General features: G+C 69.9%; 16 protein-coding genes. All 16 read right to left on the bottom strand.

What is annotated here, in order from left to right; genetic code table 11:
* Positions 1 to 3: 3 nt before the first annotated feature.
* The 16 genes from AC1DGC_RS11910 to gspE all read right to left on the bottom strand — a co-directional run bounded on the left by AC1DGC_RS11910 (position 4) and on the right by gspE (position 17,432).
* Positions 4 to 2,217 (bottom strand): hypothetical protein, encoded by a 2,214-nt coding sequence (locus tag AC1DGC_RS11910; protein ID WP_449335583.1) that lies wholly within the window; start codon positions 2,215 to 2,217, stop codon positions 4 to 6.
* Positions 2,214 to 3,395 carry a non-hydrolyzing UDP-N-acetylglucosamine 2-epimerase gene (gene wecB, locus AC1DGC_RS11905; RefSeq protein ID WP_394163833.1) on the bottom strand — a complete coding sequence of 394 codons (1,182 nt, stop codon included), beginning with the start codon at positions 3,393 to 3,395 and terminating at the stop codon, positions 2,214 to 2,216. Before wecB ends, AC1DGC_RS11910 begins: the two co-directional genes overlap by 4 nt.
* A 171-nt stretch (positions 3,396 to 3,566) precedes the next feature.
* Complete coding sequence (gene pncB, locus AC1DGC_RS11900) at positions 3,567 to 4,742, bottom strand: nicotinate phosphoribosyltransferase (protein ID WP_259206991.1); 1,176 nt, start codon at positions 4,740 to 4,742, stop codon at positions 3,567 to 3,569.
* A gap of 47 nt (positions 4,743 to 4,789) precedes the next feature.
* Complete coding sequence (locus AC1DGC_RS11895; RefSeq protein WP_394163832.1) at positions 4,790 to 5,626, bottom strand: glycosyltransferase family 2 protein; 837 nt, start codon at positions 5,624 to 5,626, stop codon at positions 4,790 to 4,792.
* Positions 5,623 to 6,480 (bottom strand): glycosyltransferase family 2 protein, encoded by an 858-nt coding sequence (locus AC1DGC_RS11890; RefSeq protein WP_394163831.1) that lies wholly within the window; start codon positions 6,478 to 6,480, stop codon positions 5,623 to 5,625. Before AC1DGC_RS11890 ends, AC1DGC_RS11895 begins: the two co-directional genes overlap by 4 nt.
* A 103-nt stretch (positions 6,481 to 6,583) precedes the next feature.
* On the bottom strand, positions 6,584 to 8,800 hold the full coding sequence (gene gspD, locus AC1DGC_RS11885) for a type II secretion system secretin GspD (RefSeq protein ID WP_394163830.1): 2,217 nt from the start codon (positions 8,798 to 8,800) through the stop codon (positions 6,584 to 6,586).
* A gap of 10 nt (positions 8,801 to 8,810) precedes the next feature.
* Positions 8,811 to 9,602 carry a hypothetical protein gene (locus AC1DGC_RS11880; protein WP_478047929.1) on the bottom strand — a complete coding sequence of 264 codons (792 nt, stop codon included), beginning with the start codon at positions 9,600 to 9,602 and terminating at the stop codon, positions 8,811 to 8,813.
* Complete coding sequence (gene gspM / locus AC1DGC_RS11875) at positions 9,592 to 10,413, bottom strand: type II secretion system protein GspM (protein WP_259207003.1); 822 nt, start codon at positions 10,411 to 10,413, stop codon at positions 9,592 to 9,594. The genes AC1DGC_RS11880 and gspM overlap by 11 nt, the downstream gene beginning before the upstream one ends.
* Positions 10,388 to 11,557 (bottom strand): PilN domain-containing protein, encoded by a 1,170-nt coding sequence (locus tag AC1DGC_RS11870; protein ID WP_394163827.1) that lies wholly within the window; start codon positions 11,555 to 11,557, stop codon positions 10,388 to 10,390. The genes gspM and AC1DGC_RS11870 overlap by 26 nt, the downstream gene beginning before the upstream one ends.
* Positions 11,554 to 12,417, bottom strand: a complete 864-nt coding sequence (locus AC1DGC_RS11865) for a type II secretion system minor pseudopilin (RefSeq protein ID WP_394163826.1) — start codon at positions 12,415 to 12,417, stop codon at positions 11,554 to 11,556. Before AC1DGC_RS11865 ends, AC1DGC_RS11870 begins: the two co-directional genes overlap by 4 nt.
* On the bottom strand, positions 12,414 to 13,055 hold the full coding sequence (locus tag AC1DGC_RS11860) for a prepilin-type N-terminal cleavage/methylation domain-containing protein (protein WP_259207008.1): 642 nt from the start codon (positions 13,053 to 13,055) through the stop codon (positions 12,414 to 12,416). Before AC1DGC_RS11860 ends, AC1DGC_RS11865 begins: the two co-directional genes overlap by 4 nt.
* A complete protein-coding gene (gene xpsI, locus AC1DGC_RS11855) occupies positions 13,052 to 13,468 on the bottom strand; it encodes a type II secretion system protein XpsI (RefSeq protein ID WP_478047928.1) in 417 nt (138 codons plus the stop codon). The genes AC1DGC_RS11860 and xpsI overlap by 4 nt, the downstream gene beginning before the upstream one ends.
* Positions 13,465 to 13,884 carry a type II secretion system protein XpsH gene (xpsH, locus tag AC1DGC_RS11850; protein ID WP_478048003.1) on the bottom strand — a complete coding sequence of 140 codons (420 nt, stop codon included), beginning with the start codon at positions 13,882 to 13,884 and terminating at the stop codon, positions 13,465 to 13,467. The genes xpsI and xpsH overlap by 4 nt, the downstream gene beginning before the upstream one ends.
* Positions 13,885 to 13,977: 93 nt before the next feature.
* Complete coding sequence (gene gspG / locus AC1DGC_RS11845) at positions 13,978 to 14,406, bottom strand: type II secretion system major pseudopilin GspG (RefSeq protein ID WP_259207012.1); 429 nt, start codon at positions 14,404 to 14,406, stop codon at positions 13,978 to 13,980.
* Positions 14,407 to 14,446: 40 nt separating this feature from the next.
* Positions 14,447 to 15,667, bottom strand: a complete 1,221-nt coding sequence (xpsF, locus tag AC1DGC_RS11840; protein WP_259207014.1) for a type II secretion system protein XpsF — start codon at positions 15,665 to 15,667, stop codon at positions 14,447 to 14,449.
* Positions 15,668 to 15,704: 37 nt separating this feature from the next.
* Complete coding sequence (gspE, locus tag AC1DGC_RS11835) at positions 15,705 to 17,432, bottom strand: type II secretion system ATPase GspE (protein WP_259207015.1); 1,728 nt, start codon at positions 17,430 to 17,432, stop codon at positions 15,705 to 15,707.
* Positions 17,433 to 17,497 lie beyond the last annotated feature (65 nt).

Raw genomic sequence — 17,497 nt, 5'->3', positions numbered from 1 at the left:
CGATCAGTGCCCGCTGCTGCCGGACGCGCGGCGACGACGGATCTGGGCGACGCGTGCGGCCAGCAGGGCAAACACCACCAGGCCGACCAGCACCAGCAGCCACACCATGTGCTGCTGCCACCACGGCTGCGGGTTGCCGACATCGGCCAGCCGTGCGCCATACGGATCCTGGCTGTTGAAGTCGCTCACCACGCCACTGCCATCGAGCACGGCGAGGTCGCCGCGCAGCAGCCGGAACGGCTGCTCCAGCAGCGGGCCCTGCGCACCGAGGTCGGTATAGAGCACGCCGGTGTGGCCACCGCCGTCCACCACCTGCACGGCGGCGGCGCGGTCCAACCCGGTCACGTCGAGGAGCGGCTGGTTGCCGCCGTTGACCACCAGGCGACCGTCCTTGAGCCCGGCCGGGCTGATCCCGGACGGGGCCAGCGCGAAGGCCAGGTATGGATGGCCGGGGCTGATCGCGGTACCGGCGGCCACCACCTTCAGCTCGGCCGCCTGCGGCGACACGCCCACCGCACTGGCGATGGCGATCACCTTGGCCAGCGATGCCGGGGCATCCTGCAGCCAGGTGGTCGGCACGAACACTTCATTGGCGTGCGCCAGCTGGCTGGCCGCGCCGATGAAGTCGGCATCGAGGGTCCGCTTGGCCAGGGTCAGGTGGCTGCTGGGCAGCACGGACACCGGGAAGGCGGTGGCCGGGTCGTGGCAGTACGGGCGTGCCGGCTGGCGCAGGAAGCTGATCCGCACTTCGTTGCGTGCCGCCAGCGCATAGGCCGGCACCTTGGCGACCAGTCGCTGCGGCTTGCCGTCGCTGGCCAGCACCTTGGCGCCCAGCAGATAGTCGTTGAAGTAGATGCTGGCTACCGCGCCCTGCCCGGCCGCGTTGGGCGCGGCCGAGACATCGACCACCACCTGGTCGGGCAGACGGCCGTCGGCCGAGAGGGCGCCGAGCTCGAAGCTGGCGGTCCGGTCGCCGCGGGTGACGATGTCCAGGGTGCCGGCGATGTTGCCCAGGCGGCTGAGCAGCACGGCGTCTTCGCCGACCGGCGCTGCGCTGGCCTGCGCAACCTGCAGGGTGCGGCCCAGTGCATAGGCACGCCACTGCTCGCTGAGCAGCCCGGCCACCTTGGCCCCGGCGTCGGCGGCGACCACCAGCGTGGGACGCCCGGCGACCGCGGCCACGCTCACCGACGCGGTGCCGGTGCCCTTCTCCAATGCGGCCATGTCGCTGCCGCGCCACGCGGTGAATGCAGCCGCGGCGTCGCCACCGCTCGCACCGACTTCCGTTGCCAGGGCGTCCAGCGCAGCGCGCACGGCGGCGCGCAGCGGATCGGTACTGATCGCCACGTCCACCGCCAGCGGGCCGCTGTCGCGCAGTGACAGCAGCGCGCCCACCTCGGCCAGCGAGGCGATCCGGTGCTGGCTGCCGCCAGCGGCCAATGCCGCGTAGGCCGGCACGCCCTGCAGGCTGGCCGGAATGCTGATGCCGGTCAGGTCGACGGTACCGCCCACCACCGGCAGCGCCACCACGTCCACCTGCTTGCCACCGTTGCGCAGCGCCGCACCCACTCGCCACGCCGCGTCGTAGGCCGGTGCCTGCAGCGCCTTGCCATCCACCAGCAGGCGCACCCGCGCCGGCAGGGCGCCCCAGGCCTTGGCCACGGTGTTCACCGCGCGGCCGTCGAAGCGATAGCTGAAGCGCGAGTCCGGCGACAGCCGCAGCACGTTGGCCGGGGCGCTCTGGTCGGCGCAGCGATAGTCGGATACCACCGACCACCAGCCGACGTTGACCCGCACGAAGCCGTTGTCGCGCGGCAGCCCGTCGATGGCCAGCAACTGGCTGGCATCGCCCTGCGGATCGGTGATCGAGCGCGCGGCGACCGGGTCGCCATCCACCGACCACAGGCCCGAGCTGCGCCCGGTATGGCCGCGCACGTAGCGGCCATCGAGCTGCAGCTGCGCATCGCGGGTGGGCACGCCCGCCGGGACCGGCAGGTAGATTTCGCGCTGGCTCTCCTGCCCGCTGAGGGTCAGCGCCTGGCGGAAGCCAAGCTCGCGCAGGGTCATGCTGCGGGTCACGGTGGCATCGGCGGCCCACTCGCTGAACTGCCCGGCCGCGGTGTCGGCGGCGTGGGCAGGACTGAGTGGGAGGGCCAGGACCAAGGCCAGCGGTACTACCTTGGGGAAACGAGCGGTAATCCGGTTGGTCTGGGTCATGGCGTCAGTTCGGAAAGGGAGGTATGGGACATCGGCGCCGGGTGGGCCGCCACGAACTCGTCGAACGGCTCGCCGCGCAGCGCGGCCACGATCCGTGCCGAGGCACGGCCATCGCCATAGGGGCTGGCGTCGGCGATGAAGTGCGCCGCCACCCGCGGCCCGTCGCAGGCGGCATGCACCGCGGCGACGATCCGTGCCGGATCGGTGCCGACCAGGCGTACCACGCCGGCCTGCACGGCCTCGGGGCGTTCGGTGACGTCGCGCATCACCAGCACCGGCCGGCCCAGCGCCGGCGCTTCTTCCTGCACGCCGCCGGAGTCGGTCAGCACCACGTGCGCACGCTGCATCAGGCGGACGAAGTTGAGGTAGTCCTGCGGCGCGATCAGGTGCACGTTGTCCAGCCCGCCCAGATGCGCATGCACCGGGCCCTGCACGTTCGGGTTCAGGTGCACCGGGTAGACGATCTGCAGGTCCTCGCGCTGGGCCAGCTCGGCCAGCGCGCGGCAGATGTTCTCGAAGCCGCCACCGAAGTTCTCGCGGCGGTGGCCGGTGACCAGCAGCAGCTTGCGTTCGGGCTCCAGGAACGGGAAGTGGGCATCGATCTCCGCGCGCAGATGCGCGTCGCGGTCGATGCGCTCGACGGTCTGCTTGAGCGCGTCGATGACGGTGTTGCCGGTGACGCTGATGCGCCCGGCCAGGTTTTCCTGTTCCAGGTTGTAGCGCGAGCTGTCGGTGGGCGCGAACAGATGGTCGGCGACCACGTCGATGACGCGTCGGTTCATTTCTTCCGGCCAGGGCTGTTGGAGGTCACCGGTACGCAGCCCGGCTTCCACGTGCGCCACCGGAATGCGGCGGTGGAAGGCGGCCAGTGCGGCGGTCATCGCCGTGCTGGTATCGCCGTGCACCAGCACGCGATCGGGCTGCACCTGCTCGTAGAGCGCATCGAGCTTGGCGAACAGGCGCGAACACAGCCCGTTGAGGGTCTGGTCGGCCACCATCACGTCAAGGTCGTGGTCGGGGTGGATGTCGAACAGCGACATCACCTGGTCGAGCATCGCCCGGTGTTGCCCGGTGATGCAGACGATGGAGTCGATATCGGGCGCCGCGTGCAGCGCGCGGACCAGTGGTCCCATCTTGATCGCTTCAGGACGGGTACCAAAAACAGATAGAACCTTCACCGGACAGCTCCCTGTGACGACCAACGAGTGTGACTTCCATCACGCAAATCGTAGGCCAAGTGGCGAGAGCTAGCCAGTGCAACGTGATGTGGATCACATTTCCCCGTACAAGTGACGCTCAGCGTCACTTAGTGCCCCGGGTTACACCCCATTGTGGCGTTTATGCGCGTGTCACCCGGGTGAAAGTTCGAATACCTGCCGCAGGTAGGCCAGGTAACCGGGGTCGTCGCACATGCTCTTGCCGGGCGAATCGCTCAGCTTGGCCACGGGCTGGCCGTTGCAGCGGACCATCTTGATGACGATGTTGAGCGGCGTGGGGCCAAGGTCGTTGGTGAGGTGCGTGCCCACCCCGAACGCGACCTGGCAGCGCCCGCGGAAGTAGTCGAACAGCTGCATCACCTTCTCGATGTTCAAGCCATCGCTGAACACCAGCACCTTGCTGCGCGGATCGACGCGGCGGTCCTTGAAGTGCGCCAGCATGCGGTCGCCCCAGGCGAACGGATCACCGGAGTCATGCCGCACGCCGTCGAACAGCTTGCAGAAATACATGTCGAAATCGCGCAGGAACGCATCCAGCCCGACCACGTCCGACAGCGCGATGCCCAGGTCGCCACGGTATTCGCGCGCCCACGATTCCAGCGCTGCAACCTGCGAATCGCGCAGGCGCGGGCCCAGCGCCTGGAACGCCTGCAGGTACTCATGGGCCATGGTGCCGTGCGGGGTCATGCCGTACAGCCGGGCAAAGTGCACGTTGCTTGTGCCGACGAACTGCGCGCCGAGCGCGTCGCGCATCATCGGCAGCATGCGGGCGTGCCACTCCCGCGAGTAGCGGCGGCGGCTGCCGTAGTCGGCGATGCGGCACAGCTCGAAACCGGGGGTATCGCGCAGCAGCGCGGTCTTGGCCTGGAGGCGGCGCTCGCCCTCGGTGAAGTCCGGCGTGGTGGTGTTGCGGAACCAGACCTCGTTGATGATCGCCAGCAGCGGCACTTCGAACAGGATCGTGTGCAGCCAGGGGCCGGTGATGTCCAGGTCGATCTCGCCGGGCACGGTGGCCGACGGGCGCAGGTCGATGTACTTGCGGTCCAGGTGGAACAACCCGAGGAAATCGGCGAAGTCGGGTTTGACGAAGCGCAGGCCGCGCATGTACTCGAGCTCGTCGGCGCTGAAGCGCAGCCGGCACAGGTGGTCGATCTCGTCGTTGATCTGATCGATGTAGCTGGCCAGGTCGATGCCGGGGGTGCGGCACTTGAACCGGTACTGGACCTGGGCGCCGGGGTGCTGGTGCAGCACCGCCTGCATCATGGTGAATTTATACAGGTCGGTGTCGAGCAGGGACTGGATGATCATGGCCGCGATTATGCGCCTGCCCGGATGCACCGACCAACGCCCGGCACTCAGCGCCGGCGGAGCAGGCGCGGGACCTGGATGAGGGCGTGCGCCCAGATCGCGGCGAACACCGCGCCCTGCACCGGCAGGCTGCGCTGGCGCGCCTCGAACTTGCGGAAGTACCGCCACAGCCCGCGGTGCTTGTGCCATTCGACGAAGAACGGCCGCGAGCGGCTGGATACGCCGCGCACATGCACCACCTGCAGGTCGTTGGCGATGGCCACCAGCGCGCCAGCCTGGCGCACGCGGCGGCACAGGTCCAGGTCTTCGGCGTGCAGGCGGTAGCCGGCATCCCAGCCGCCGATCCGCTCGAACAGCGCCCGCGGCATCAGCAGCAGCGCGCCGGACAGGGCCGGCACCGGCTGCAGCGCCTGCGCGGGGTCGGGCGGGATGGCCAGCTTCGCGCCCTGCCCCGGCGAGCGCAGCATGGCGCCGAAATCCGGGTCGCGCCGGCGCACCGCCGCATCGGGCTGGCCGTGCTCGTCCACCTGTTCGACCCCCAGCAGGCAGTCGCCGATGCCTATCGCGCGCTCGCAGAGCAACGCCAGGGTCTCGGTATCCACCATCAGGTCGGGGTTGATGAAGGCCAGCCACGGCGCCTGGCTGTCGGCTGCGCCTTGGTTGTTGGCGGCGGCGAAGCCGGGGTTGTCCGGGTTGGCGATGAAGCGCACGCGCGGATCGGCGCTGGCGTGGCGCTGCATGATCTCCAGCGTGCCGTCGCTGGAGCCGTTGTCGACCACCCGGATCTCGACCACGCCACGGGCGGCGCGCAGCCGGGCCAGGCAGCCATCCAGGGTGCTGGCACTCTGGTAGCTGACGATGATCGCGGCGATGGCAAGGCTCAAACAGGTGACTCCGGTGGGGCGGCGGGCGCGGCGAAGAGATCGCCCTGGGACCGCGGCATTATCGCCTGCCGATGCAGTTGCTGCAGCGCCTGGCGCGTGCCGAGCAGCGGGTCGCCCATCAGGAACGCCGCCAGCCGCGGCTGCCAGCCCGGCCAGCGTGTGCCCAGTGCGTCCATGTCGCCGTCGAACGCCTGCGCTTCGCTGGCACGGGCGACGAAGGCGGTTTCGCACAATGCGTTGCGCCAGCCCAGCCCGGCCATGCGCAGGCTCAGGTCGATCAGCGCGGCATTCCACGAACCGTAGCTGTGCATGTCCAGGCCGCCGGCCTTGCGCCGCGCGTTGGCGCGCAGCAGTACCGCGTGGGTCACCGCCGAGGGCAGTTCCGGATGCATCGGCGGCAGCGCCGCGCAGGCCTGCGCCATCGCGGGCAGATCGGCCGGCACCGGATCGATCTCGCCCAGCCGCGGCCAGGCGGCGGTTTCGCCGGCGTTGCACCATGGGGTAGCCGACCCGATTGAGGGATCGCGCGCGAAGCACGCATCCATCTGCTGCAACCAGCCCGGCGCGGGGATGGCGTCGGGCGCCAGCACCACCACGTCGGCGCCGGCGCAGGCGCGCAGCATTTCATCCAGGTGGGCCACCTCGCCGATGCTGCTGGCACGCCGGGTGTACTCGGCCTGCAACGGGGTGTGCAGCAACCAGTGCGCGATCACCGCCTGTGCGCGGGGGCCGGCCTGGCCATCATCGGCCAGCCACGCGGCGGTGCCGGCCGGGGTGCCGGCGTCCAGCGCCGCCAGGCAACGGTCGAGGGCGGTGTCATCGACCCCGATCGGCAGCAACACGATCGTCCCCATCGGTCCCCCTGTGCGCGGCGTGCGGTTGGCGACCGGGGATGCCGGCCGCCGCTTGGCCGCAGCGTAGCAGGCGCGGCGGCTGCGATGACAGCGCCGCGCCGGCTCAGTTCTTCTTCGGGGGGTTGGGGAACGGCTCCATCGCGCGGAAGCGGCTGCTGTACTCGTCGGTCAGGTTGCGCGATTCCTGCGCGTTGCGCACGATCGTCGGGGTGAGCAGCACGATCACTTCCGAGCGTTCGTTCTTCTGGCTCTTCTTGCCGAACAGCGCGCCGATCACCGGGATCTTGCTCAGGCCCGGCACCCCGTTTGAACCGTCTTCGTCGGAGTTGGTGATCAGCCCGGCCAGCATGATGGTGTCACCGCTCTGCACGGCGGCCTCGGTGGAGATCTTGCGGGTGTTGATCGGCGGATTGCAGGTGCTCTTGGTCGGATCGCACCCGGCCGGGACCGCGCCGGCCGAGCTGACTTCCTGCACGATGTCCAGGAACACCACGCCATCGCGGGTGATGCGCGGGCGCACCTTGAGGATCACGCCGGTGTCCAGGTACTGCACCTGGCTGTAGGTACTGTCGCTGATGCCGGTGTTGACCGAGACCGAGTTGATCGGAATCTGGGTTCCCACGTTGAGCGTGGCCTCGGCGTTGTTGCGCACGAAGATCGATGGGGTCTGCAGCAAGCGCAGGTTGGTCACCTTGTCCAGCGCACTGACGACCGCGGCGGCATTCTTGCCCAGGAAGGTCCAGCCCACCCCGCCGTCGCCGACGGTACCGGAGATGCTGCCCCAGATGGAACGGCCCAGCGCGCTGGGCAGGTCGAGGCCGCTCTCGGTCTTGCCGGTGGTCACCGCCTGCTCGAAGAACCAGTTGACGCCGTAGCTGAGGTCGCCGGTAAGCGCCACTTCCGCCACCTGCGCTTCGATGTGCACCTGCATCGGCATCACATCGAGCTTTTCGATGACCTCGCGGATCGAGCGCCATGCCTGCGGCGTGGAGCGCACCAGCAGGGTGTTGGTTTCTTCCACGGCCGACACGCCGACGCTGTCGCCCTGCACTTCCAGGTTGAAGCTGGCATTGCCATTCTGCCGCTGCGGCAGGCTCAAGCTGCCATCGCCCAGCCCACCACGACTGCTGCCGGCGCCAGAGGTGCTGTTGTTGAGGTTGGTGGTGGTGCCGTTGTCGCGGTTGCTGCCCAGCTCCATCTGGGTCGCGCCCGGGGCCAGCGAACTGCTGCTGCCCCGCCCGCTGCGGCCGTTTTCGTTGGCGAAGGCCTCGGCCAGGCGCTCGGCCAGGTCCTTGGCCTTGACGTAGCGCAGCTCATAGGAGAACAGGCGCGCACTGCCGCCGGCGCTGTCGATGCGTTCCAGCCACTGCTGGATCTGGTCCAGGTAGCGCGCCTGCGGCGTGATCACCAGCACGGCGTTGGCGTTTTCCAGCGGCAGGAAGCGGAACATCCCGGCACTGGGGGTCTTGCTCTCCTCGCCGAACACTTTCTCCAGGTCGGCGGCGACCTGCTCGGCCTTGCCGGACTGGATCGGGAACACCCCCACCGACATGCCCGACAACCAGTCCACATCGAAGATCTCGACCGTGCGCAGGTAGTTTTCCAGCTCGCTGCGGGTGCCGCCCAGGGTGATCACGTTGCGGCCGCTGTCGACATTGACGATCGCGTTGGGGCGCGCATACGGCTCCAGCACCTTCTTCATCTCGGTGGCCGAGATGTACTGCAGCGGCACGACCCGCACTTCGAAGCCGCGCGCACTGGCGGCCGGCGCGGTGCTCGGTGCAACGGTACCGGCCAGCGCCTGGTCGGCGGCCACGATGTTGTAGCGGCCGCCGCTGTAGACCATGCGGGCGTTGTTCCAGCCCAGCACCATCTCCAGCAGGTTCAGGGCCTGCGCCGAGGAGACCGGCTTGGGCGTGGCCAGGGTCACCGTGCCCTGCACGCCCGGGGCGATGACGTAGTTCTGGCCCAGCATGTCGCCGAGGATCGCCTTGACCACCGCGTGCACCGATTCGCCTTCGAAATTGAAGGTGGCGGTGCCGTTGCCGGCCTGGGACAGCGCAGGTGCGGCGGCGGCCGCGGCGCTGCGGTTGATCATGGTGCCGGTACCGCGACGGATGACCGCCTGCGGCGCGCCGTCGGTGTCCAGCGGCTGGGCGTCGATGCCGTCGCGCGAGCCGTCGCCGGCCACCACCTGGTGGCTGCCGTCGAGCACGGCGTTGCGACGGACGTCCGGTGCGGGCACCGAGGCACACCCGGCGAGCAGGACCAGGGCGAGAGACAGGCAGAAATGACGCGGGGAGAAAAGACGCAGTGTCATGCTTTGCACTCTAGTTGTTCTGGCCGGAGCCGCCCGTGGGCGGCCGCTGCGACTGTTGTTGTTGTTGCTGCAGCTGCTGGCGGCGCGCCTGGATACGCGCACGGATGGCTTGCATCTGCGCATCGCTGGGGCCTTGTGCCGACGGCGTCTGCGTCTGCGTGGCCGGTGGAGTGGCCGGCGCTGGCGCCGGCACGGAGGGATTGGCGGCCTGGACCGGGCGCGCAGAGGGTGCCATGGGCGGCGGCGCCGTGACCCCGGCGCCGGCCGGCGGCACCGCACCATTGACCGGATTGCCGAGCACCGTCGGGGGCTCCCCGCCCTGCCCGTTGAACACGCTCAGTTCCAGCGTCTGGGTCCCGCCGGGGCCACTGACCGTGGCGCTGCGTGGCTCCAGTGCGAGCAGCTGCCAGCCGTTGACCGGCTCGCCATTGAGGCGCAGGCGCAGCGACTGCTTCTGGTCGGTGGTGAGGATGGCCATGCTGAACTCGCTGGTGAGCAGCACGCCGGTCAGGCTGACCGCGCTGGAGGCGCCCGGTTCGCTGCCACCGAGCAGGTAGGGGCGCGGCTTGCGGTCTTCGGCGAACAACGGGCGCGCGCCGATCTGCGCGTAAGCCTCGGCCGAGGCAAGGCGCTCGGGCGCGGCCGCCGGCAGGACCGGCAGCGGCGACGCCGTGCGATCGCCCTCGGCGGCGGCGGGGATGCGGCCGCCCAGGCCGAACAGGCCGGCCACCCAGATCGCCGCGGCCCACAGCAGTGCCGTGGCCAGCCACCAGCTGCGCAGGGAGGCCAGCTCAATCTTCATGGGCGTCCTCCTCCGGGCCGTCGGATGCGCGGTCGGTGGCGTCGGCAGCGGCTGCGGCCGCCGCGTCGGCCCCGTCCGAGGGCACGTCGGCGGCGGCCTGCGGGCCGGTCGGCACCGCCATCGCCGGCGCGGGACTCAACCCGGCACCGCCGGACAGGCCCACGGGCGGCGGGGCGAGCGGCGCGCCGGCGGCTGACGCGCCTGCTGGCGCGTCGGCCAACGCATCGGGTTTCAGGTAGCCCACCAGCTCGAAGGACACATCCAGCCCGGTCCCGGTTTCATTGGGCGACTGCTGGAAGCGCTGCGCGAGCAGGTTGAGGTTGTTGATGAACAAGCGCGGGCTGCCGGTCTCCAGCGTGTGCAGCACCGCGGCCATCTCCGGAATCCCACAACGCAGGCGCACCTGCAGGGCGATCCTGGGGAAGGCGTTGTCGCCGCCGCCGGTGTCCTGCAACGGCGAGCGGTTGCTGATCGTGCAGCTGCGGTTGCCGGGGCTGGCCGAGGCGACCGCATCCTGCAGGCGCGACGACAACGCGGCGGCGGCCGACTCGGCCGTGGCCTCGCGCAGGAAGCCCGGGCGCCCGGCCAGGGCGGCCTGGGCCTGCTGCAGGCCGCGTGCCACCGGCACCCGCTGCTGCAACTGCGCCTGCACGCGCTGGCCGCGCTCCTGCAGTTCGCTGATCTCGGCATTGATCGCCAGCAGCGGACGGGTGAACCACGGGTGCACCAGCAGCAGGTACGCCAGCGCGATCACCGCCACCAGCAGTGCCAGCGCCAGCCAGCGGTCACGGCGTGTCGTTGGCATGGCCATCGGCACCCTCCGCAGTGGTAGTGGCGGCAGGCGCGCTGGCGGCAACCGCGCCGGGCAAGGGCTGCAGTTCGGCGGTGAGAGTGAAGCGATCGCGTCCGGCGGCGCCGCCATCGGCCTGCAGTACGCCGGTCAGGTTGACCTTGCGCCACAGCGGCGAATCCTGCAGCAGCGGCACCAGTTGCGAGGCTTCGCGGCTGAGCCCGATCAGCTGCAGCGAGTCCCCCTCCACCGACAACTTCTCCAGGTAGGTGCCATCGGGCAGCAGCCGGGTCAGTTCATTCCACAGTTCCACGGTGCTGGCATGCGCCGTGCGCTTCTGTTCCAGGAATGCCGCGCCTTCGACCAGGGTCTGCAACTGCTGGCGTTCGGCCGCGACCTGGCGCGCATCGCGCGCGGCCGCATTGACCTGCTCGCGCAGCACATCGGCCGCGGCCTGGCGGTTGTCGAGGATCTGCTGCCCGGCCAGCGCCAGCACCACCAGGGTGGCTGCGGCCATGAGAAGGTTCCAGCGCCGCATCGGATCGCGCAGGGTCTGGCGCTGCTCGAGCGGCAGCAGGTTCACGCCCAGCGGCTGGCCCTCCGCATCGGCGACGTCGATCCCGGCCAGTGCCTGCGCCCACGGCCCCACCTGCCCGGCCCACTGCTCCAGCGCCAGGCGCGGGATGACCACCAGCTCGACCTGCAGCTGGCCATCATCGCGTGTTCCGAGCTCACGCACATCGAAACTCACCTGCGCCGGTTCGAACGGGGTCTGTCGATCGATCTCGAAGCCGACCACGTCACGCAGGCGCGCGGCGGCGGCGGCAGGCAGGCGCATCGGCCGGCGCAACGCCGCGGTGGCCGGCAACAGCCAATGCCGCGGCAGCGTGCGCAGGCGGGCGTCCAGGCGTTGTTCCAGCGTGGCCGGCGTCTGCGGCCAGGGCAGTTCCAGCAGGGTGTCGCGGTGCAGCCCGATATCGCGCTGCACGACCAACTGCTCGCCCTGCCGTTGCAGCAGCAACCGCGCGCGCGACCAGCCCAGCGCCCATTGCCAGCGCTCGGGCAGCCACGCCAGCAGCGAACGCCGCCACCAGCGCAGGCCTTTGCCCACGCCCGGCGCCACCTGCCCCTGCGCCCGCACCAGACTGTCCCGCCATGCCGTCATCGTGCTGCCATTCCCTGTTCCCAACGAAGTACTGTGTAAGTCGTTCCCGGCGTGCCCGACGCCCCCATGCGCACCACGCCCTGCAGGACCGACACCCGGCCGCGGTCATCCATTGCGCGGCTCTCGATACTATAGGTGCCGCTGCCACTGGCAAGCGTCGCACCGCCCACTTTCTGCTCTTCGTCGCCTTGGGACTGCTCACGCTGGGCCAGCAGCTGGTTCGCATCCAGGCCCAGCGCGGTGAGCACCGGGCCGGCGGCGAAGCGCGGATCCGGACGCGACTGCCGACTGTACAGGGTCAGCATCGGCGCGAGTTGTTCATACAACGCGGCATCCATGCCCAGCACGCGCTGCAGCTCGCCCAGGGTCTCGAAACGGTTGTTGCGGGGCCCGTAGGGCAGGCCGGCCGCGACATACTCCGGCAATTCCGCGCCCCCGACCGGCTGCTTGAGGCTGTCGGCGTCGCGCCAGTCCACGATCGCACCGGCCAGTTGCCGCGCACGCCCGGTTTCCACGCCCATCGCCCGCAGGAAGGCCTCCAGCAGGGCGGCATCGGCCAGGTTGAGGTTGATCTTGCCGTTCTCGTCGACGATGCGCAGGTCGATCCGGCGCTGGTCGAACTGCCAGCGATAACGGCGCCCGTCGGCCACCCACGCCGGCCGGGTGGCGGTGGGCTGCAGGCGGTAGAGCGCGTATTCCAACCCGGCGCGCGCATGCTCCTGGCCGATCGCATCGTCGCCGACCACCCGTTCCTGCAGGTGCTCCACGCGCGCACTGAGCGCGAACGCGCCCACCACGGCGGTCAGCAGCGCGATCAGCCACAGCACCAGCACCAGCGCCGCACCACGGGCCCGGGTCATGGGCGCGCCCCGCGTTGTTGCGGCAACGCGGCCACCATCGGCGGCCATGCCTGCCCCTGCTGCGGGGTGACGGTGATCGAGACCAGGCTGGGCAGGCGACGGGTGTCCTCCCAGGTGTCCTGCCAATCGCCAAGTTCGCCGTTGCGTGGGTCGATACCGCGATAGCGGAAGCGGACCTCGCGCAGTCCATCGGCCAGCACTTCCGGCGGACGCACCGGGTTTTCCTCGATGCGTTCGCCGTTCTGTACCAGGGTCAATGCCAGCTCCAGGCGCTGCGCCCCGTCGCTGCCGCGCACCTGCAGGTCGTGCACGTACGGGCCGCCACGGCCCAGATAACCGGGCAGGTCGGACACGAACAGCATGCTCTGCGCCTGCCCCTGGAAGTACACCGGCTCACGGGTGGGATCGGGCGGCGTGGTGGCGGTGAGCATGGCCATCGACAGGCGCCGGCGCAGGAAGCCTTCGACCGCGCGCATGCGCTCGTTCTGCGCCACCATGCGTTCGCCGCGCTGGCTGATCGCCATCGCCGAGCGCACCGTGGCGAACGCCAGGGCCAGGCCGCCAACCAGCAACGCGGTGGCCAGCAGCACCTCGATCAGGGTGAAACCACGCGCGCCGCGCAGGCCGATGCGCGTCATCGCGGGGCCCCGGGCGTGGCCGGCAGCAGGCGCAGGCTGCGCCACTGCAGCTGTTCACCCGCGCCGTCGCCCCAACGCACGTCCAGGCTGAGCTGCGCCAGCACCGGGCCGGAGACCGGCTCGGCGGCGTTCAACGCGCCGCCACGCGGATCCACGTAGGGCGCCACCTGCAGGTGCCAGCGGTAGCGGCCCGCGTCCCATTGCCCGCTGCGCTCGCCGGTCTGCAGCGGCGCCTCGACACCGGTCACGGCCAGCAGCGACTGTGCGTGCAGCACCGCGCGGCTGCGCAGGTCGGCTTGCCTGACCTGCCGCGAGGCACCGGACAGACCGCCCAGCAGCAGGGTCAGCGCCAGCGCCAGCAGCGCGAAGGCAACGATCACCTCCAGCAGCGAGTAACCGCGTTGACGCTTCATCGGCGCTCCCGTGGCTGGCCCGAGCGCACTTCACCGGTGATCCAGCCCACGTCGATCCGCCACACCGCCTCGCGCACCTGCAACTCGATGCTGCCGCCACTGGAGGCCCCATCGGGATAGAACGCGATGGCGCCCTGGCCGGCGGCGGCAGCCACTTCACGCGCACCGCGGAAGCGCACCTCCAGCGACTCGGGCAGCGTGCCGTGGCGACCGCTGGCCCCCTGCCAGGTGCGCGCCTGCGGATTGATCACGAAGCGCTGCCGTTCGCCGCTGGCGATGGCCTGGGTGCGCGTGTAACGCAACTGCGTGGCCAGCTCCTTGCCCGCGTTGCGCAGGCGCATGCCGTCGATGCCGCCGTTCATCGCCGTGGCGGTGACCACCCCGACGATGGCGATCAGCGCCACCACCAGCAGCATCTCCAGCAACGACAGCCCGGCTGCGCCACGCGCGGGGCGCGGCAGGCAACGGGGCAACGCGCAGCGATGCAGGGCGGCGACCGGCAAGCAGGCTTACTCGTAACGGATGTCGGCGTCGTAGCTGCTGCCACCCACCTTGCCATCCTTGCCCAGGCTGATCAGGTCGAACGGCTGGCCCTCGCCCGGCGCGCGGTACTCCAGCGGGTGGCCCCACGGATCGTTGAGGTCGGCCGGCTTGGCGTACGGCCCCAGCCAGCCAGTGCTGCCCCCGGGCTGGGTGACCAGGTCATCCAGCTTGGTGGGCAGCTTGCCGGTATCCAGCTGGAAGTTTTCGACCTTGCCGGCCACGGTCTGCACCTGGGCCTTGGCGATGTTGGCCTTGCCGCGATCGGCACCGCCGAGCACGCGGCTGCCGACCAGGGTGAGCACCGCACCGATCAGCACGATGACGATGATGATTTCCAGCAGGCTCATGCCCGACTGGTGGCGAGGCGAGGAAAAACGGGTCAGGCGGCGTTGCATGCGGCAGGCTCCTTGCGGGATGTCAGGGGCAGCGCCATCGTCAGCCGATGGCGTTGGTGAGGTCGTACAGCGGCACCAGCACGGCCACGATCACCAGGCCGACCACCGAGGCCAGCACCAGGGTGATCACCGGCACCATCGCCGACAGCAGCCGGTCGATCGCGCGTGCGCTTTCCTGTTCAAACGTGTCGGCGGTCTTGAGCAGCATCGTATCCAGCGCGCCGGATTCCTCGCCGACCTGGATCATCTGCAGCGCCAGCCGCGGGAAGCGCTTGCCGCGGGCCAGCGCCAGCGACAGGCCACTGCCGTTCTTGACCTCGTCGCTGGCGGCGTCCACGTCGTCGGCCAGCGCGCGGTTGCCCAGCACGTTGCGCGCGATGCCCAGCCCGGCCAGCAGCGGCACGCCATTGCGCAGCAACGTGCCCAGCGTGCGCGCCAGGCGCGCGGTTTCCAGCTTGGCCAGCAGCGGGCCGATGCCCTTGCGCTGCAGCAGCCAGCCATCCATCGCCAGCCGGAACGCGGGTTGCCGCAGCTTGCGCTCGATCACCAGCAGCGCCAGCGCGGGCACCACGATCATCGCCAGCCAGCCTTCGCGCACCACCAGGCCGGCCGCCAGCACCCATTGGGTGAACCACGGCAGCGCCACGTCCAGGCTTTCGTACATCAGCGCGAACTGCGGCACCACGTAGCCCAGCAGGAACAACAGCGCCCCGCCGACCACCGCCAGCAGGATCGCCGGGTAGATCAGCGCATTGATCACCCGGCCCTTCAGCTCGGCGCTGCGTTCCAGGTAATCAGACAGGCGCTGCAGCGTGTCGTGCAGGCTGCCACCGGCTTCACCGGCACGCACCATGTTGATGTACAGCCGCGAGAACAGGCCGTGCTGGCGTTCCAGCGCGGTCGACAGCGACGCGCCACCCCGCACCACGTCGCGGATCTCGGTGATCACCCGGCGGCTGCGCTCGTCTTCCGGCAGTTCCAGCAGGATGGTCAGCGCGCGGTCCAGCGGCTGCCCGGCACCGAGCAGGGTCGCCAGCTGCTGGGTGAACTGGACCAGCGCGGCGCCGTCGAACGGCTTGCGCCGCAGCAGCGAGGCCCAGGAGGTGGTGGTGGCCACGCCCTCGCTGGCCAGCCGCGCTTCCATCGGCAGGTGGCCCTGGTCCTGCAGGCGCGCGGCCACCTCGGCTTCGCTGGCGGCCTCCATCTGGCCGTCGAACAGCTCGCCATGGGCATTGAGCGCCTTGTAGCGGTACTGCGCCATGCTCAGTGGCCTGCCGGCCGGCGGACGCGTGCGTGCATCAGGATTCCTCCGTCACGCGCAGCACTTCCTCGATGGTGGTGTGGCCAAGCAACGCCTTGGACAGGCCGTCCTCGTACATGGTGCGCATGCCGGCCTCGCGCGCGATCCGCTCGATCTCGCCCATCCCGGCGCGGCGCATCACCGCCCCGCGCAGCGCGTCGTTCATCACCAGGAATTCCATGATGGTGGTGCGGCCCAGGTAGCCGGTGGGCGCGATCGCCGAGGGCTGCGCCCGATACAGGAAGATATCGCCCTCCGGCTGCAGCCGGCGCAGGTCGAACTTCTCGATCTGCTCGGGCGAGGCGGCGTAGCGCTGCGCGTGCTGCGGCTCCAGCCGGCGCACCAGGCGCTGGGCGAGGATGCCGTTGATGGTGGAGGTAAGCAGGTAGTCCTCCACGCCCATGTCGAGCAGGCGGGTGATGCCGCCGGCCGCGTTGTTGGTATGCAGCGTGGACAGCACCAGATGGCCGGTGAGCGCGGACTGGATCGCGATGCGCGCGGTTTCCAGGTCGCGCATTTCGCCGATCATGATGATGTCCGGGTCCTGGCGCACGATGCTGCGCAACGCATGCGCGAAGTCCAGCCCGATCTGCGGCTTGGCCTGGATCTGGTTGATGCCCTCGATCTGGTACTCGATGGGGTCCTCGACGGTGATGATCTTCACGTCGGCGGTGTTGAGCTGGCTCAGCGCGGTATACAGCGTGGTGGTCTTGCCCGACCCGGTGGGTCCGGTCACCAGCAGGATCCCGTGCGGCTGTTCCAACACCTTGCGGAACTGCGGCAGGAACGCATCGGTGAACCCGAGCCGATGGAAATCGAACACCACCGTGTCGCGATCGAGCAGGCGCATCACCACGCTCTCACCGTGCGCGGTCGGCACCGTGCTCACGCGCAGGTCCAGCTCCTTGCCCTGCACGCGCAGCATGATGCGCCCGTCCTGCGGCAGGCGACGCTCGGCGATGTTGAGCCGGGCCATGATCTTGATGCGGCTGATCACCGCGGCGGTCAGGTTGGCCGGCGGGCTCTCGCCTTCGATCAACACGCCGTCCACCCGATAGCGCACCTTCAGGCGATTCTCGAAGGGCTCGATATGGATATCCGATGCCCGCAGTTCGAAGGCGCGCTGGATGACCAGATTGACCAGCCGGATCACCGGTGCTTCGGACGCCAGGTCGCGCAGGTGCTCGATATCATCGACCACCGCGCCCTCGCCGTCGGCGGTCTCCACGATCGCGCCCATCGCGCTGCGGCCCTGCCCGTACCAACGCTCGATGAGGTCATCGATCTCCGAGCGCAGGCCCACCTGCAGCCGCACTGGCACGCCCATCGCCAACTGCACCGCATCGGCCGCATAGGGATCCTGCGGATCGCTCAACCACAGCTCCATGACGCCGTCGCGCAAGGCCAGCGGGCAGACATGGAACTGCTTGAGGAAGCGCAGCGACAGCGGCAGCGCGTCGAGCAGCGACTCCGGCGCCACCTCGGGCACCGCACGCGCCTCCAGCAAGGGCAGCCCCAGCACGTCGGCACTGGTCTGCGCGTGGTCACGCTCGGACACCAGCCCCAATCGCACCAGCAACTGCAACAGGCTGCCACCGGCTTCGCGGTGCAGCGGCCGCGCCCGCGCCAGGTCGCCGTCCTTCAGGCGCCCGCTGCGCAGCAACGCCTCGACGATGCGGCTTTCCGCGCTGGAATCTGCAATGGGATCGTGGGCAACCGCGTTCACAGAAGCTCTCCTGGCGACCCCGCGACTTTAGCAGTTCATCGCCGCCCTGCACCGCTTTGGAGGCG

The organism is Stenotrophomonas sp. 05N37 (assembly GCF_056397365.1).
Note: the sequence above shows the minus strand (reverse complement) of the source record. Positions and strands in the feature narration are given on the sequence as shown.

Bases quoted from the DNA above. Each gene is read 5' to 3' on its own strand.
- AC1DGC_RS11910 (WP_449335583.1), bottom strand. From the start codon at position 2,217: ATGACCCAGACCAACCGGATTACCGCTCGTTTCCCCAAGGTAGTACCG.
- pncB (WP_259206991.1), bottom strand. From the start codon at position 4,742: ATGATCATCCAGTCCCTGCTCGACACCGACCTGTATAAATTCACCATG.
- AC1DGC_RS11890 (WP_394163831.1), bottom strand. From the start codon at position 6,480: ATGGGGACGATCGTGTTGCTGCCGATCGGGGTCGATGACACCGCCCTC.
- gspD (WP_394163830.1), bottom strand. From the start codon at position 8,800: ATGACACTGCGTCTTTTCTCCCCGCGTCATTTCTGCCTGTCTCTCGCC.
- AC1DGC_RS11880 (WP_478047929.1), bottom strand. From the start codon at position 9,602: ATGAAGATTGAGCTGGCCTCCCTGCGCAGCTGGTGGCTGGCCACGGCA.
- gspM (WP_259207003.1), bottom strand. From the start codon at position 10,413: ATGGCCATGCCAACGACACGCCGTGACCGCTGGCTGGCGCTGGCACTG.
- AC1DGC_RS11870 (WP_394163827.1), bottom strand. From the start codon at position 11,557: ATGACGGCATGGCGGGACAGTCTGGTGCGGGCGCAGGGGCAGGTGGCG.
- AC1DGC_RS11865 (WP_394163826.1), bottom strand. From the start codon at position 12,417: ATGACCCGGGCCCGTGGTGCGGCGCTGGTGCTGGTGCTGTGGCTGATC.
- AC1DGC_RS11860 (WP_259207008.1), bottom strand. From the start codon at position 13,055: ATGACGCGCATCGGCCTGCGCGGCGCGCGTGGTTTCACCCTGATCGAG.
- xpsI (WP_478047928.1), bottom strand. From the start codon at position 13,468: ATGAAGCGTCAACGCGGTTACTCGCTGCTGGAGGTGATCGTTGCCTTC.
- xpsH (WP_478048003.1), bottom strand. From the start codon at position 13,884: ATGCTGCTGGTGGTGGCGCTGATCGCCATCGTCGGGGTGGTCACCGCC.
- gspG (WP_259207012.1), bottom strand. From the start codon at position 14,406: ATGCAACGCCGCCTGACCCGTTTTTCCTCGCCTCGCCACCAGTCGGGC.
- xpsF (WP_259207014.1), bottom strand. From the start codon at position 15,667: ATGGCGCAGTACCGCTACAAGGCGCTCAATGCCCATGGCGAGCTGTTC.